Origin of the sequence: Bordetella genomosp. 13 (assembly GCF_007679965.1) — a bacterium.
GTDB lineage: Bacteria > Pseudomonadota > Gammaproteobacteria > Burkholderiales > Burkholderiaceae_B > Bordetella.
Genome location: NZ_VEHL01000001.1, coordinates 964580 through 980506 on the forward strand (window position 1 = coordinate 964580; position 15927 = coordinate 980506).

Sequence of the window (15927 nt, forward strand, 5' to 3'; positions counted from 1 at the left end):
ATTGTATATCACTAAATAAGCCTCGCATATCGCCGGTTGGCGGCCGCGCCCGCATAGATCGCGCTGGCGCCCAGGTCGCGCTCGATGCGCAGCAGCTGGTTGTATTTGGCCGTGCGGTCGGCGCGCGACACCGAACCGGTCTTGATGTGGCCGCAGTTGGCGGCCACGGCCAGGTCGGCGATGCTGCTGTCCTCCGTCTCGCCGGACCGGTGCGACATCACCGTCGTCCAGCCCGCCTGCTGCGCCATGCGGATCGCGTCGAAGGTTTCGCTCAGCGTGCCGATCTGGTTCATCTTCACCAGCACGGCATTGCCCAACCCTTGCGCGATGCCCTCGCGCAGCAGTTGCGGGTTGGTGCAGAACACGTCGTCGCCCACCAGCTGGCAGCGCTCGCCCACCCTCTCGGTCAGGCGGCGCCAGCCGTGCAGGTCGTCCTCGGCCATGCCGTCCTCGATGGACACGATGGGATAGTCGGCGGCCAGTTGCGCCAGGTAGGCGGCCTGTTCCTCGTCGCTGCGTACCAGGCCCTCGCCCGCGTAGCGGTAGGCGCCGTCGCGATGGAACTCGCTGGCCGCCGGATCCAGCGCCAGCGCCACGTCGGCGCCCGGGCGCCAGCCGGCTTCGCGGATGGCCTGCATGATGAAGTCCAGCGCCTGCGAGGCGCTGCGCAGGTCGGGCGCGAAGCCGCCTTCGTCGCCCACGTTGGTGTTCATGCCGGCCTGCTTCAGGCCCAGGCGCAGCGCGTGGAACACTTCGGCGCCCATGCGCAGCGCCTCGGCGAAGGTGGGCGCGTTCAGCGGCAGGATCATGAATTCCTGGAAATCGAGCGCGTTGTCGGCATGCGCACCGCCGTTGATGATGTTGATCATCGGCACCGGCAGCACGCACGCCTGCGCGCCGCCCATGTAACGGTAGAAGGGCAGCCGCTGGCCGGCTGCCGCCGCGCGCGCCACGGCCAGCGAGGCGCCCAACAAGGCATTGGCGCCCAGCCGGCGCTTGTCCGGCGTGCCGTCCGCGGCGATCATCGCATCGTCGATGCCGCGCTGGTCGGTGGGGTCCATGCCGCGCAGGGTGTCGCGCAGCACCGTGTTCACCGCCGCGGCGGCGTTCCGCACGCCCTTGCCGCGATAGCGGCGGGCATCGCCGTCGCGCAGTTCCAGCGCCTCGCGCGCGCCGGTAGACGCGCCGGACGGCACGATGGCGCGGCCCACCGCGCCGCATGCCAGCGTGGCCTCGATTTCCAGCGTGGGGTTGCCGCGGCTGTCCAGCACTTCATGGGCGGCGAGGGTGTCGATGGGGGACATTGGGCAGGCTCCTGATATGTGAGGAAAATTGAGGAAAAGCGGGCCCCGCCGCGCCGCGGCGGCGCGGGCGGATTGGCGTGGTGTACGAATGGGAAGCGGTCAGAGATGACCTTTGATGTCGCAGATACTAAACTCGGTCCATCGCGCGCAAAATCGATTTCTTTTGCGCCATTCGTCAGTTTTTCTCACATAGACGCTCTATCGTGACGAACCCCTTGCCGCCGCTTTCCACGCTGCGCGCCTTCGAGGCCACCGCGCGCACCGGCTCCGTCACGCGCGCCGCCGAGGAACTGCGCCGCACGCACGGCGCCGTCAGCCGCCAGTTGCGCCTGCTGCAGGAGCACGCCGGCACGCCGCTGTTCGAGAAGGCCGGCACGGGCCTGCGCCTGACCGAGGCGGGGCGCGACTTCCACGAGGTGGCGCGTGCCGTCTTCGCACAGCTCGAAAGCGGCTATGCCAGGCTGGTGGACCGGGGCCGCAGTCCGGGCCTGCACGTGGCGTGCAGTGCCACCTTCGCCATGCGCTGGCTGGTGCCGCGCATGGCCGAGTTCTATCGCGCGCGGCCCGACGTGCGGATCCGCCTGTCGATGACGTCCGCCGGCCAGATGCGGGCCGAGGGCGCCGACCTGCTGGTGGCCTGGGATCTGGCTTCGTACAGCGTGGCGGAGCAGCGCCGCGCCGTCGAACTGGCGCCCGTGCACTTCGGGCCGGTGTGCGCGCCCACGTATGCACGCCGCGCCGCGCGCGGCACGCGCATCGCGCACGACTTCACCTCCAGCGCCTGGACGCAATGGGAAGCGCTGTCGGGGCGGCGCATCGCCACGCAGGGCGAATTGCGCTTTCCGCACACGCACCTGTGCATCGAGGCCGCTGCGGCTGGCCTTGGCGTGGCGCTGGTCGAGCAGCGCATGGCGCGGCGCGAACTGGACGAGGGCGTGCTGGTGGCGCCGTATGGGTTCGTGCCGTTTCCGGCGGCGCTGCGCGCGGTGCCGATGGACGAGCGGCCGCTGTCCGCGCATGCGCAGGCCTTTGTGGACTGGATGCGGCAGGCATTGCAGGAGGCCGACGGCTCCTAGTCTCCAGCCGCGCCGTACGCATCCGCCCGCAGGCGTGGGCCGGGCCTCAACGAAATCTTCAGACAGACGTACGAAAGGGATACAGGCCATCATGGTTCGAATCGGGCTCCATCATCTCGAGACCGTGTGCTGCATCGCGCATCTCGGTTCCTACGCCGCCGCCGCCGATCGGCTCAACACCACGCAATCGGGCATATCCAGCCGCGTCAGGGAAGTGGAGGCGCGGCTGAAGACGCGCATCTTCCGCAAGGAGGGGCGACGGATGCTGCTGACGGTGCAGGGACGGGACCTGGTCGAGCGCTGCGGACCCTTGCTGCGGCAGATGAACGACGTGCTGCTGTCGGTCGCGGACGAAAGCGATCCGTCGGGCACGGTGTCGCTGGGATTGGGAGAGTCGGCCGCGATGATCTGCCTGCCGTCCTTTCTGGGCGAGACCTCCGCGGCGATGCCGAAGCTCGGCTGGGACATCACGGTCGACGTCACCGCCAACCTGCGCCAGAAGCTGCTGGACACCGCGCTGGACATCGCGGTCATGGCGGCGCCCGTGGACGCCTCGGAGCTGGTGGTCGCGCCCATCGGCCGGATCGATCTGTCGTGGATCGCGGCCGCGTCGTTCTTCGCGGCGCACGGCGACGCGGCATCGCTGGCGGACGGCCCGGTCTGGTCGCTGCCGCGGCCGTCCACGCATTACGGCGTGGTGGCCGGCCTCATGCGCGCGCATGGCCTGCCGACGTCCTCGATCAACACCTGCAATCACGTGCAGGTGCTGATCGAAATCGTCAGCGCGGGCCGGGGCATCGCCTTGCTGGCCGAACAGCAGCAGGTGCTCGACGGCCTGTCCTCGGGGGCGCTGCGGCGCCTGCGGATGCCGCAGCCGGCCCACACGGTCGAGTTCGTGGCGGCCCGCCGCCAGGACGAGACCGATCCCGTCATCCTGGCGGTGTTCGAACACGTGCTGAAGATGCGGATCTGAGCGGCGCGGGGCCCTGGCCAATGGCACCACCGCCGCCTGCACGCTACTGGGCCGGCTTGAACCCCGTGGTCTCGACCATCTTCCGGTAGGTCTCCACCTCGTCCCGATAGAAACCTTCCGCCTGCGCGACGGGCATGTGCTTCAGCACGCGGCGCCCATCGCCTTCCAGGCCCTGGATCACCGCCGGCGATTCGACGACCTTGCCGATGGCGGCGTTCAAGGCCTGGCGCACGTTGGCCGGCGTGCCTTTCCTGACGTAGTAGGCCGCCCGGCTGGCGTAGTCCATCTCCTTGAACAAGGGATGTTCGGACAGGCTGGGCAGGTCCGCCAGTTCCTTGGGCTTGTCCTTGGACAGGTTGGCGATGATGCGGTAGCGGCCTTCCTGCACGTACTGCAGCATCGTCGTGGAATAGGCCATGATGGTGAAGTCGATGCGGTCGCCCAGGATGTCCTGCACGATGGGCGCGGTGCCCTTGTACGGGATGAAGTTCAGCTGCGCACCCGCGTGCCTGGCCATGTCGGCGGGGATCAGGTGATACAGCGACCCCACGCCGGGAATGCCGCACGTGATCGGGTCCGCCTGGCCGCGCGCGCGGATCAGCGCGACGAACTCGTCCAGCGTCTTCACCGGCAGGCCCTTGCGCGCCACCAGCACCAGCCGGGTGGTGGTGATGGGCTGGACGATCTCGAAGTCGGCTGGGCTGTAGCGCGTGCCGGGCACCGTCAGGGGCGGCAGGATCAGTTCGTTTTGCGAGCCCTGGTAGAGGATCCGGCCGTCGGCCGGGGCGTTCAGCATCTTCTGCGCCGCGATGGCGCCCGTCGCGCCGCCGATGTTCTCGACGACGACGGGCACGCCCAGTTCGCGGCTCAGCGGTTCCGCGAAGATGCGCGCGGTGATGTCGCTGGCGCCGCCGGCGGGATAGGGCACGAGCAGCGATACGGGCCCCTTGATGCCGGGCGCCGCGGGCTGCGCGGACAGCTGCGTTGTGCAGGCCAGCAGCAGTCCCGCTGCCAGGGTCTGGATGATGCGCATGGAATTCCCCTGATATTCGAAGTTTTGACAGGCCATTCGATGTTAAGGACGAACGCACGCGGTTTCGACGCGAGTTTGCGATGGGAATCCATCGGAAAGTCGATTGGTATGGCGCGCGGCCGCTCGCTAAGCTCGCAATCCCGGCATGCGGTGCAACGACCAAGGAGCGATGGATGGCGATATTCGACGACTACGATGAGTACGACGGCCTGGGCCTGGCCGGCCTGGTCAGGCAGGGCAAGGTATCCCCCGACGACCTGCTGGACACGGCCATGGCGCGCGTGGCCGACAGGAACCCCACGATCAACGCCTTCGCATCGCTGTTCGAATCCCGCGCGCGGGCCGACATCCGGGCCGGCCTGCCGGACGGGCCGTTTCGCGGCGTGCCTTTCGCGCTGAAGGACCTGTTCATGTACTACCGGGGCGAGGTGACCGCCAACGGGTCGCGCTTCTGGAGCGGCGCCGTGGCGGCGCACGACAGCGAACTTTTCGCCCGCTATCGCCGGGCGGGCTTCGCGATCTTCGGCAAGACCACGACCTCGGAGCTGGGCTTCGGCCCCGCGACCGAGACGCAGGCCCATGGCATCACGCGCAATCCCTGGAATCCCGGCCATACGTCCGGCGGCTCCAGCGGCGGGGCGGGGGCGGTCGTCGGCGCCGGCATGCTGCCGATGGCGCATGCCAGCGACAGCGGCGGCTCGACGCGCATTCCCGCGTCGTGCTGCGGCATGTTCGGACTGAAGCCGAGCCGCGGGCGGATGCCCATGGGCCCGGATCGCGGCGAATCCAGCGGCGGCTTCGGCTCGGCGCACGCCGTGACGCGCACGGTGCGCGACAGCGCCGCGCTGCTGGACGCGACGGCCGGCCCGGATCTCGGCGCGCCCTATGGCATCGCGCCGCCGCGGCGGCCCTGGCTGCACGAGGTCGGCGAGGAACCCGGCCGCCTGCGCATCGCCGTGTGGGGAACGCCGCCCGCAGGCGTGGCGCTGCATTCCGACTGCCGGCGCGCCCTGGACGACGCGGCGGCGCTGTGCCGGGACCTCGGACACGTCGTCGATGCCGTCGCGCCCGTCGTGGACACCGCTGCCCTGGACCGGGCCGGCATCGTCGTCATGGCTGCCTCGACCCGCCTGCTGATCGACACGCGCGCGGCGGCGCTGGGGCGGCGCCCCACGGCGGACGACCTGGAGCCGGCCGCCAGGACGATGTACGACCTGGCCAGCCGCTACTCGGCGCACGATTACGCCGCGGCAATCGCTGCTTGCCATCGCGCGGGGCGGCAGCTCGCGGCCTTCCAGGCGGATTGGGATCTCATCCTGATGCCCACGCTGGCGCAGCCGCCGGTGCCCGTGGGCACGATAGGCACGTCCGACGTGGACCCGGACGGCGCCCGGCCGCTCAGCCAGGCCTTCAATCCCTTCTGCACGCTGGCCAACCGGACCGGCGTGCCCGCGTGCTCGGTGCCCCTGCACTGGAATGCGGACGGCCTGCCGATCGGGGTGCAGTTCATGGCGCGCTTCGGCGACGAGGCCATGCTGTTCCGGATCGCGTCGCAACTGGAACGGGCGCGGCCGTGGGCGGGGCGCAGGCCCGTGTGGTAGCGTCCGAGCCAGGCAGAAGCCGGCTGCTACGAGGCGCGGTTCGCCCGCGGCGCCTTGCCGCCGTCGGCCACCCGCGGCAGCCGCAGGGTGAACACCATGCCCGAGCCGCTGGCGCTGAGGTTCTGCGCGCGCAGCGTGCCGCCCAGCACTTCCGTCACCAGCTGGCAGGCGATGTGCAGGCCCAGGCCCGTGCCGCCCGCGTGCCGGTTGGTGGTGTAGAACGGGTCGAAGATGCGCTTGAGGTTGCGCTGGTCGATGCCCACGCCGTTGTCGGCCACGTGCACCACCACGTGCGACGCGCCGCTGGCGGCCGCGCGGATCGTGATGGCGCCGGTCTCGCGGCCGCGGAAGGCGTGGATCAGGGCATTGTTGACCAGGTTGGCCACCACTTGTTCCAGCGGGCCCGGATAGCTGTCCATGCGCAGGCCCGCCGCAAGCTCCAGGTGCAGCGTGATGCCGTTGGATGCGTCCCACTTGCGCAGGTCCGGGTGCGAGTCCAGCACGGCCTCGGCCAGGTCGAACGCGCGCCGTTCCATGGTGGTGCGGTCCACCGCCACCTGCTTGAAGCGCTGCAGCAGGCTGGCGGCGCGCTGCACCGCGTGCTGCGCCAGGTCCATGGCTGCCCGCGCGTCGCGCAGGAAGGTGTCCAGGTCGGAGCGGCGCAGGCCGGCCTCCAGCCTGGCGTGCAAGGTCGACAGGGATTGCTGCAGCGTGGACAGCGACAGCGTGGCGCTGCCCAGCGGCGTGTTCAGTTCGTGGGCCACGCCCGCCACCATCAGGCCCAGCGACGACAGGCGCTCGGCGCGTTCCAGCTCCTGGCGCATGGTGCGCAGGGTGGCGTTGGCGTCGGTCAGGGCGCGGTTCGCCGCCTTAAGCTCATGCGCCTGCCGTTCTTCTTCCGTCAGCGTGCGCACGGTCTGCCAGGCATAGCGGGCGACCAGCAGCAGCGCCAGCGCCATCAGCGCGCCCAGCGACGCCTGCCAGCGCCAGTGCGATGCGTCGGCCTTGGCGCGGCTGCTGTGCACCAGCACCCGCAGGCCCACGCGGCTGATCACGTTGATGCCGCGGCCGGGGTCGGCCATGGTGCCGTTGTCGAACTGCAGGCGGCGATACACCCAGTCGCCCGAGCCGTCGCTGTAGCGGCCCGAGGGGGCCTGCTGCAGCGCGCGCCACAGCTCGGGATGCGTGGCCGACACGGCCTGGTCGGGACGGCGCAGCTGCCAGGCCCAGCTGGCGGCGGGCGTGGGGCCTTCCAGCCAGAAGCCGGCGTCGTTGACCAGGTAGATGTCCAGGCCCTGCCGCTGCCCCAGCGCCGCCAGCCGGTGCAGCAGCCGCGAGGCGCGGTAGTTGACGGCGACGATGCCCAGGGGCTTGCCGTTCTCGTACAGCGGCGTGGCCACGTTCAGGATCGGTTCCAGCGGCCGCTCGACGTAGCCGTACTCGGTGCTCAGCTCGAATTCCGACACGTATACCGAGCCGGGCGGCATGGCCATGGTGTCCTGGAAATAGGGCCGGTCGGCGTGGTTCTCAAGATTGATCGGCGGCACGACCTCGGGCTCGCCCTGGCGCATGCCGATGCGCAGCCGCTCGCGGCCGTCGGCGTCCAGCCAGCGCACCTGCTCGAAGGCGCCGGAGCTGCCGGCGAAGCTGAGGAACAGCCGGGCGAAAGGCGACTCGGGGCCGAGATCGTCGTGCGGCGCCTGCGCGGCCTGGTCGCTGAGGAATGCGACGTCGCGCTGCAGGCCGTCCAGCGTGCGGCGCAGGATTTCGAGGGTCTCGTCCTGCAGGCTTTCGCGGGCGCGCCATTGCGGCGCCTGCGCCACGCTGCTGACTTCCATCCACAGCAGCGGGAAGCCGATCAGGCAGGCCAGCAGCCAGGGCGACACCATGGCCGCGAAGCGCCGCCGGGCGGCGCGGGGCAGCGCGGCGAACCGCCGCGCCTGGCGCCTGAACGTGCCGGCCGCCGGCGCGGCCATCAGCGGGCGGCCAGGCGCTGCATGAAGGCCGACAAGGGCTCGGGCCGCGCATAGAAGAAGCCCTGCGCGCGCGAGCAGGCGTGGTCGACCAGCCAGCCGGCCTGCGTCTCGGATTCGACGCCTTCGGCCAGCACCTGCATGTTCAGCCGGCGGCCCAGGCCGATGATCATGTCGGCGATGGTGTGCCGGCCGGGGGCGGTGTCGATCTCGTTGACGAAGTGCCGGTCGACCTTCAGCGTGGTGGCCGGCATGGAGCTCAGGTGCGCCAGCGAGGAATAACCCGTGCCGAAATCGTCGATGGCGATGGGGAAGCCGGCGCTGCGCAGGCCGCGCAGCAGCTGGCCGTTGGCCTCGTAGTCCTCGATGGCGGCGGTCTCGGTGATCTCGATTTCCAGCCGCTCGGGCGGCACGCCGTACTGGCGCGTCATGTCGATCAGCTCCTGCATGAAGTCGCGGCGCACCAGCTGCAGCGGCGACACGTTCACCGAGACCGAGATGTCGGGATAGCCGGCGTCGCGCAGCTGGGCCAGCGCCTCGCAAGCCAGCCGCAGCACCTGCTTGCCCATGGGCACGATCAGGCCGTTGGCCTCGGCCACGGGGATGAACTCGCTGGGCGGCACGCGCGTGCCGTCGCGCCGCGTCCAGCGCGCCAGCGCCTCGGCGCCGGTGATGCGGCCGCTGCGCAGGTCGATCTGCGGCTGCAGCTCGATGCTGATCTCGCCGCAGCGCAGGGCGCGGTAGAGCTCGCGTGACAGCGTGAAGCGCTGCTGCATCTCGCGTTCCAGGCCGGGTTCGTACTCGACGATCTCGGTGGCGCCGCGCGATTGGGCCCGGCGCAGCAGCAGGGTGCCCATGGCCATGGCGCCGCGCGCGGTGCCGCAGTACTCGTCCAGGTTGACGCGCGCCGAGCGCACGCGGATGAAGGAGGGGTGGTCGGGATCGTCGATGTCCACCGACTGCAGTTCGTCGATGCGGTCCTGCTGCAGCAATTCGGTGTGGCCCAGGATGGCGAAGGTGTCGTCGTGCAGGCGCGCCACCAGCGTGGGCGCGGGAAAGATGGCACGCAGGCGGCGCGCCATCTGCTGCAGCATGATGTCGCCCTGTTCCACGCCCAGCGACAGGCAGGTCGACGAATATTGGTCCAGCTCGATCAGCAGCATGCTGCGGTCACGGGGCGCCGGTAAATCCAGGATGGCGGTGAGGCTGCGCAGCAGCGCATTGGCATTGGGCATGCTAAGCAGGCTGTCCTCGTAGGCGAGGCGGTCCAGACGGCTGGTCAACGAGACGTTGATCAAGCCTGAGTTGATGTGGGTGGCGAACACGCGCAGCAGTTCCTGCTCGGTTTCGTCCAGCAACCGGTCGGTCGCGATGTAGGTGGCGGCGTGCGGGCCATGCTGCGCGCCGGGAAAGAACAATACCTGGCTGTCGGCGGTCTCGACGTTGGCGCGCTCGGCCAGCGCCTTGCCCAGCAGGTCGCGCACGGGCGTGTCGCCCAGGCAGCGCAACTCGCGGTTCACGCTGTGCGCCAGCCGCCCGGCGGCGCCGATGATGCGCGCGGACAGGGGTTCGGGGGCCTCGGGGTCTTCCTGCACGCACACCAGGCCTTCGGCGCCCACGCCCAAGAGGCGCGACAGTTCGAGGATCATGCGTTGCGAGAAGTCGGGCAGGCTGCGGGCGCGGGTCAGGCCATTGCTGGCCTCGACGATGGTCTGCAGGCCCTTGCGCGCCTGTTCCAGCGACCGGATCTGGCGCCAGGTGCGCAGGTTGCTGGTCAGCACGCCGCGCAGCCGCGCGAAGGTGAGGTCGGTCTTGAGCCAGTAGTCGCTGATGTCCAGCGTGGCCAGGCTGGCGCCCATGGGGGCCATGCCGGGCTGGCCGGTGACCAGCACGATGCGCACCTCGGCGTTGCCCAGCACTTCGCGCACGCTGCGGACCAGCCGCAGGCCGGCGTCGTCGGTTTCCATGACGACGTCCAGCACGATCACGGCGACGTCGGGCGTGGCGGCGAGGATCTTGCCGGCCTCGGCGGCCGAGCTGGCCGACAGCAGCCGCACGGGCTCGCCCTGGAATTCGAACTCGCCCAGCGCGAGCTGGATGGAGCGCTGGAATGCGGCATCGTCGTCGACGGTCAGGACCGTGGGTAGCGCGGTCCGCGCCAGTGCGGCCTCGGGGACTGTCGCGACGTCCGTTTCGGGTGCGAAGGCGAACGCGCCTTCGAGTTGCGCGCCTTCAGAACTACCGCCTTGCGTCCCCATTGCGTTTTCCTCGCTGATATGTTGCCTGGAGGGGTTTCCCACGATCGTCGCAAGTTCGACGGTGGGCGTTTGTCGCATCCGTGCAGTTATATCTCAGGATACAGTCTGAAACAATAGGGTGTACGAGGTGTGTCTCCGAGATACACGTCATCAGCGCGTCATGAACGCCTGATCCGGCGGGACGGCGACGCGTTCGGGGCGTACTGGCAGCACGTTTGGGACGCCTCGGGGCGCATGCGGGACGCGTTCGGACGCGTGGGCTTCAGCGCGGCAGGCGTTGCGCGGCCTCGATGGCGCGGCCGTAGTCGGGCTGCACGCGCAGCGCCGCGGCATAGGCGCGGGCGGCTTCGGCGCGCCGGCCCAGGCGTTCGTACAGCTCGCCCTGGTTGACCAGAATCTGGGCGCTGGCAGGCTGCGCGCGGACGGCGCGGGCGTAGGCGGCCAGCGCGTCGTCGCTGCGGCCCAGCGTATCCAGCAGGGCGGCGCGCAGGTTCAGCGCGATGCTCCAGTCGGGCACATGCGCCTGCAGCGCGTCCAGGGTGGCCAGCGCCGCCTGCGGCTGGCCGGTCTCGGCCTGCAGGCCAGCCAGGTTGATGGATGGCCAGCCGTCCTTCGGATCGATGCGGATCGCGGCGCGCAGCGCCTGCTCCGCCGTGGCCAGGTCGCCGGCCAGGTGTGCGCCGCGCGCCAGCAACTGCTGGATGGCCGGGTCGTCGGGCCGGGCGCGCGCCATGGACCGCAGATGCGCCAGCGCGGCCGGGCGGTCGCCCCGTCTGGAGGCTTCCCCTGCCTGGGCGTACTGCTGCGCGATCCCGGGAGGAAATCGCGCGATGCGCTCGCGCATGTCGCGCCCCGATTGCGCCATCGCGTCGCGATAGGCGTCGTCGAAAGGCAGCTGCTGCGCCGCCGCGGGTGCCGCCAGCAGGGCCAGCAGCACGGCAAGGACGGCGCGCAGGCGGCGCATGGCGTCAGGCAGCCTCGGGCAGGGCCGCCGCGTCGGCGGTGGCGCGCGCGGCGCGTGTGGCGTCGGGCGGCGGGCCCATCCATACCCCATGGTGCAGCTGCGCCATGGCCACCGGATCGTCCAGCAGCTTGATGCGCTGCGGCTCGGTCAGGCGGGCGTCCTCGGCCAGCGCCTGCTGCACCAAGGCGGCTCGCGCGGCCAGGTTGGCCGGCACGGGACGATGCCGCGCCGTGCCCATCGCGCAGGCCAGCGCATTGACCAGCGGGTCTGACACCGCGTCGCGGAAAGTGGGGGCGCCGTGCGGCGCGTCGCGCGCCGCGTCGGTGTAGATGCGCGTGTCGGTCAGTTCGCGGGGCGGGTGGGTTTCCTCGGGGATGCGGAACAGGCCGTCCTCGGCGCTCTTGATGCCCAGTCCGGTGCGGCTGGAGTAGACCGAGATCGGGATGATCAGCAGCCAGGCCGCCAGGATCGGCACCATCCACCACAGGAACACCGGATTGAGCCAGGCCACCAGCGCGCCCCAGGCCAGCCCCAGCGCCATCTGCGAACCGTGGCGGCGCACCGCCTCGCTCCAGGGCGTGTCGTTGTTGTCGCGTTGCGGCGAGACCCAGCGCGCCTTCAGGCCCAGGAACGCCGCCACCACGAAGCGGGTGTGGAAGATCATGCGCACGGGCGCCAGCAGCATCGAGAACAGCACTTCCAGCAGCATGCTGTGCAGCGCCTTCAGGCGGCCGCCGTACTCGCGCGGATAGCGGACGCACACGCGCAGCACGCCCAGCACCTTGGGCAGGAACAGCAGCACGAAGGTGGTGGAGAAAAGCGCGATGGCCTTGTCCGGATGCCATTGCGGCCAGATCGGGAACAACTGGCGCGGCTCGACGAAGTACTGCGGTTCGGTCAGGGTGTGCACCGCCAGCAGGCCGGTGGACAACGCCAGGAACAGGAACCACAGCGGCGCCGACAGATAGGACATCACGCCGGTCAGGAACACCGCGCGGTGCACCGGATGGAAGCCCTCGATGAAGAACAGCCGGAAGTTCATCAGGTTGCCGTGGCACCAGCGCTGGTCGCGCTGCAGCTCGTCCAGCAGGTTGGGCGGCAGTTCTTCGTAGCTGCCCGGCAGGTCGTAGGCGATCCACACGCCCCAGCCGGCGCGGCGCATCAGCGCGGCCTCGACGAAGTCGTGCGACAGGATGGCGCCCGCGAACGCGCCCTTGCCCGGCAGCGGCGCCAGCACGCAGTGTTCCATGAAGGGCTCGAGCCGGATGATGGCGTTGTGCCCCCAGTAGTGCGATTCGCCCAACTGCCAGAAGTGCATGCCGGCGGTGAACAGCGGCCCGTACACGCTGGTGGCGTACTGCTGGATGCGGGCGTACAGCGTCTGCATGCCGCTGGCCTGCGGGGCGCTCTGGATGATGCCCGCCTCGGGGTGGGCCTCCATCAGCTGCACCAGCGACTTCAGGCAATGGCCGGTCATCACGCTGTCGGCGTCCAGCACCACCATGTAGCGGTAGTTGCCGCCCCAGCGGCGGCAGAAGTCGTCGATGTTGCCGCTCTTGCGCTTGACCCGCCGGCGCCGGCGCCGGTAGAAGATGCGGCCGAAGCCGTTGACGGTCTTGCACAGCTCCAGCCAGGCCTGCTGCTCGGCCACGCAGATGTCGGCCTGGTAGCTGTCGCTGAGGATGTAGAGGTCGAACTGCTGCAGCGCGTCGGTGCGCGCCAGCGATTCGTAGGTGGCCCGCAGGCCCGCGAACACGCGCGCCACGTCCTCGTTGCAGATGGGCATGACCAGCGCGCAGCGGGCGTCGGCGGGCAGCGGCTGGTCGCTCAGGCCGCGCGCGGACACGCTGTAGCGGTCGCGCCCGATCATCAGCTGCAGGAAGCCCATCATGGCCGTCCAGAAGCCGGCCGAGACCCAGCAGAACAGCAGCGCGAACAGCAGCAGGATGGCGATTTCCAGCGGGTTGCCGCCCTGGTAGGGCAGCACGCCGCGCATGTACCACGTGGCCACGGTGGTCTGCACGCCCACCAGCGTCAGCAGCGCCAGGCGTCGCCGGCTGCCGGCCAGGCGCCAGGCCTCGCCGCGGTTGGCCTGCAGCGCCGCGCGCGTGTCGGGCGGATCCTGCGGCTTGTCGGTCTTCAGGCGGCGCCAGAAGCGCACGAAGGGATTGGGCACCCACGGGTGCGGCGCCATCGACTGGCGCCGGTGCGGCGGCATGGCGCCCAGCGTGGCGCCGGTGGCGTCGCTGCGCATCACGCCGGCCACGGTGGCGTCCGCGCCATAGCCCAGCACCAGGCGCTGGCCTTCGGAAGCCATGGACGGTTCGCGGATCGCGTCGTGCTGGCCCAGCGTCTCGTGCAGGGCGGTCCAGGGATCCTCGCCCCGCGCGACCAGGGCCTCGACCTCGCGCTCCAGCGTCAGCCGCTGGATTTCAGGCAGCGGCAGGCGTTGCAGGTAGGTGTGGACGAGGTCGTCGCGATCACTTGGTTTCGGGAGCATTGACGGGCAGCTGATAGGTCCAGGTTTCCGACAAGGCGGTCTGTCCGTTGGTCAGGAAGGCGCGCAACTCCACGGGCTTGGCGGGGTCCTTGACGTTCACGCGCAGCATCATGCGGCGGCCGCCGGTGACCGGGTTGGGACGCACGGTGTTCTCGACGATCTGGCCGTTGCCGTCGACCGAGACCTCGGCGGTGATGGTGGTGTCGGCGGGCACGTCCTTCAGCGCGGGACCGACGAAGTCGACCACCAGCGCCTGGCTGCCGTCGCCGCGGCGGATCAGGTCGGGGCCCTTGACCTCTTCGCGCGAGCGGCGCGTCTGCTTCACCCAGGCCAGCGAGGTGTCGTGCAGGCGGGGCTCGTCCAGCGTCCAGACCATGCGGTATTCGATGTCCAGCGGCTTGCCGGCGGCGGGCTGGCTGGCCGGCACCCAGAAGGCCACGATGTTGTCGTTGGTCTCGTCTGGCGTGGGAATCTCGACCAGCTGCACGCTGCCCTTGCCCCAGTCGCCCACGGGCTCGATCCACAGGCTGGGACGCTTTTCGTAATGGTCGTCCAGGTCTTCGTAGCGGCTGAATTCACGGGTGCGCTGCAGCAGCCCGAAGCCGCGCGGGCTGTCCGCGCTGAACGCGCTGACGGCCAGGCGGCGCGGGTTGTTCAGCGGGCGCCAGACCCATTCGCCACTGCCGGTTTGGATGGCCAGGCCGTCGGAGTCGTGCATCTCGGGCCGGTAATTCGGCGTGGCCGGCGCCTGGTTGGCGCCGTACAGGAACATGCTGGTCAGGGGCGCCAGGCCCAGGCGGCCGACCTTGTCGCGCAGGTAGATCTGCGCCTTCACGTCGACGACGGTGTCGACCTCGGGGCGGATGATGAAGCGATAGGCGCCGGTGGCGCGCGGTGAATCCAGCAGGGCGTACAGCACGATCTGGTGGTTGCCGCCCTTGGGCCGCTCGATCCAGAACTTGCGGAAGGCGGGGAATTCCTCGCCGGAGGGCAGCGCCGTGTCGATGGCCAGGCCGCGCGCCGACAGGCCATAGGCCTGGCCGCGGCCGATCACGCGGAAGTAGCTGGCGCCCAGGAACGAGGCCAGCTCGTCATTGGGCTTGAGCGGAGTGTTGACCGGATACAGCAGCTTGAAGCCGGCGAAGCCCAGGCCCTTGAGCAGGTCGGGGTTGACGGCCAGCTGGCCATAGTCGAACTCGGACGCGTCGAACGGAATCTCGGTGACGGCGCCCTTGTCGTCGATCTCGTTGATGCGTACCGGCGTGTTGAAGTGCATGCCCTGGTGATAGAAGCCCAGGCGGAACGGAGTGCCGGCGTCGCGCCAGTGCAGGTGGTCGTCGCGCAGGCGCACGTTCTGGTAGCCGGCGTACTTCAGGTCCTGTAGTTCGTCGGGCAGGTTCGAGACCGGCGGCTTATAGCCTTGCGCGGCCAGTTCGCGAGCCTGCTTCTGCACGTCGGCGAAGCTGAAGGGCTGGGGCGCGGGGGCGGCGTCAGGCTTGGGGGCGGTGGAAGCCTTCGCGTCCTGGGCGGCGTCCTTGCCGGCCGCATCCTTGGCATGTGCGTGGTTTTTCGGGGCGTCCTTGGCGGCGGCGTCATTGGTCGCGGGGGCCTTCGCGGCGGCATCCTTGCCCGCGGCGTCCTTGACTTGCGCATCCTTCGCGGCGGCATCCTTCGCTTGCGCGTCCTTGGCGGGCGCGTCCTTGGACGCGGCTTCCTTGGCCGCGGGCTTCGGCGTCGCTTCCTTCGCCGGCTCCTTGGCGGGCGCCTTGGGCGTTTCCTTGGCGGCGGGTTCCTTCACCGGCTCTTTTGCCGGCGCGGGGCTCTTGCCGGCGGAATCGGCGGCCTGCGGCGCAGGCGCCGGCTGGGTCGCCGCGCCGGTGGCCGTCGCTGGCGCGTCCGGTGCGGGGGTGTCGGCGGCTGTGGCGCAATTGAACAGCGTGGTCAGGGCCAACGTACAGCCCAGCAGCGGTTGGCGCAGATAGCGGCCAGCGGAGGAAACGGACACGGGGAGCCTCAGGCAGAAAAGCGAGGAAAAGGGCAACTGGAATTTTTGCACAGCCGGCGCAAGGCGCAAGTACCTGACACCGGATTGACACATGGAAGTATAGGCAGGGTGCAACGTTGTCGGTGTTGCTTCCGATATCTAGGGCTTGATGGCCATTTTCGCATGAATGTTGCGTCGCAGCAGCGTGGCGTCGGGTGGCGCCATGCGGCGGATGGCCTGCCGGGGTGCGTATCGGAAAGG

The 15927-nt window shown here is 70.0% G+C and carries 10 protein-coding genes; 3 read left to right on the forward strand and 7 right to left on the reverse strand.

Annotation, left to right across the window (positions count from 1 at the left end):
- Window positions 1-11: 11 nt before the first annotated feature.
- Window positions 12-1304, reverse strand: a complete 1293-nt coding sequence (gene eno, locus FS845_RS04455) for a phosphopyruvate hydratase (RefSeq protein ID WP_144630895.1) — start codon at window positions 1302-1304, stop codon at window positions 12-14.
- 203 nt (window positions 1305-1507) lie between these two features.
- Here eno and FS845_RS04460 point away from each other — a divergent pair, with 203 nt between their 5' ends.
- Entirely contained in the window at window positions 1508-2380 is an 873-nt protein-coding gene (locus FS845_RS04460) for a LysR substrate-binding domain-containing protein (protein WP_260986148.1), read from the forward strand.
- Between the two features lie 91 nt (window positions 2381-2471).
- A complete protein-coding gene (locus tag FS845_RS04465; protein ID WP_186332150.1) occupies window positions 2472-3353 on the forward strand; it encodes a LysR family transcriptional regulator in 882 nt (293 codons plus the stop codon).
- A 43-nt stretch (window positions 3354-3396) separates the two neighbouring features.
- On the opposite strand, the gene FS845_RS04470 is transcribed toward FS845_RS04465, so the two are convergent.
- On the reverse strand, window positions 3397-4386 hold the full coding sequence (locus FS845_RS04470) for a Bug family tripartite tricarboxylate transporter substrate binding protein (RefSeq protein WP_186332151.1): 990 nt from the start codon (window positions 4384-4386) through the stop codon (window positions 3397-3399).
- 173 nt (window positions 4387-4559) lie between these two features.
- On the opposite strand from FS845_RS04470, the gene FS845_RS04475 reads away from it, so the two are divergent.
- The gene (locus FS845_RS04475) at window positions 4560-5987 is read left to right on the forward strand and encodes an amidase (protein WP_144630898.1); all 1428 of its coding nucleotides are present in this window, start codon (window positions 4560-4562) and stop codon (window positions 5985-5987) included.
- A gap of 26 nt (window positions 5988-6013) precedes the next feature.
- Here FS845_RS04475 and FS845_RS04480 read toward each other — a convergent pair whose 3' ends face one another.
- The 5 genes from FS845_RS04480 to FS845_RS04500 all read right to left on the reverse strand — a co-directional run bounded on the left by FS845_RS04480 (window position 6014) and on the right by FS845_RS04500 (window position 15687).
- Window positions 6014-7963, reverse strand: coding sequence for a sensor histidine kinase (locus tag FS845_RS04480; protein ID WP_144630899.1), 1950 nt, complete (start codon window positions 7961-7963; stop codon window positions 6014-6016).
- A complete protein-coding gene (locus tag FS845_RS04485) occupies window positions 7963-10218 on the reverse strand; it encodes a putative bifunctional diguanylate cyclase/phosphodiesterase (protein WP_186332152.1) in 2256 nt (751 codons plus the stop codon). Before FS845_RS04485 ends, FS845_RS04480 begins: the two co-directional genes overlap by 1 nt.
- Window positions 10219-10480: 262 nt before the next feature.
- Window positions 10481-11182, reverse strand: coding sequence for a tetratricopeptide repeat protein (locus FS845_RS04490; RefSeq protein WP_186332153.1), 702 nt, complete (start codon window positions 11180-11182; stop codon window positions 10481-10483).
- Between the two features lie 4 nt (window positions 11183-11186).
- Window positions 11187-13682 carry a glucans biosynthesis glucosyltransferase MdoH gene (gene mdoH / locus FS845_RS04495; RefSeq protein WP_144630902.1) on the reverse strand — a complete coding sequence of 832 codons (2496 nt, stop codon included), beginning with the start codon at window positions 13680-13682 and terminating at the stop codon, window positions 11187-11189.
- The gene (locus tag FS845_RS04500; RefSeq protein ID WP_313960314.1) at window positions 13663-15687 is read right to left on the reverse strand and encodes a glucan biosynthesis protein G; all 2025 of its coding nucleotides are present in this window, start codon (window positions 15685-15687) and stop codon (window positions 13663-13665) included. Before FS845_RS04500 ends, mdoH begins: the two co-directional genes overlap by 20 nt.
- Window positions 15688-15927: the final 240 nt, after the last annotated feature.

What these genes read in the sequence shown, in the direction of transcription:
- eno (WP_144630895.1), bottom strand. Translation starts at nt 1,304, where the DNA reads ATGTCCCCCATCGACACCCTCGCCGCCCATGAAGTGCTGGACAGCCGC.
- FS845_RS04465 (WP_186332150.1), top strand. Translation starts at nt 2,472, where the DNA reads ATGGTTCGAATCGGGCTCCATCATCTCGAGACCGTGTGCTGCATCGCG.
- FS845_RS04470 (WP_186332151.1), bottom strand. Translation starts at nt 4,386, where the DNA reads ATGCGCATCATCCAGACCCTGGCAGCGGGACTGCTGCTGGCCTGCACA.
- FS845_RS04475 (WP_144630898.1), top strand. Translation starts at nt 4,560, where the DNA reads ATGGCGATATTCGACGACTACGATGAGTACGACGGCCTGGGCCTGGCC.
- FS845_RS04480 (WP_144630899.1), bottom strand. Translation starts at nt 7,963, where the DNA reads ATGGCCGCGCCGGCGGCCGGCACGTTCAGGCGCCAGGCGCGGCGGTTC.
- FS845_RS04485 (WP_186332152.1), bottom strand. Translation starts at nt 10,218, where the DNA reads ATGGGGACGCAAGGCGGTAGTTCTGAAGGCGCGCAACTCGAAGGCGCG.
- FS845_RS04490 (WP_186332153.1), bottom strand. Translation starts at nt 11,182, where the DNA reads ATGCGCCGCCTGCGCGCCGTCCTTGCCGTGCTGCTGGCCCTGCTGGCG.
- mdoH (WP_144630902.1), bottom strand. Translation starts at nt 13,682, where the DNA reads ATGCTCCCGAAACCAAGTGATCGCGACGACCTCGTCCACACCTACCTG.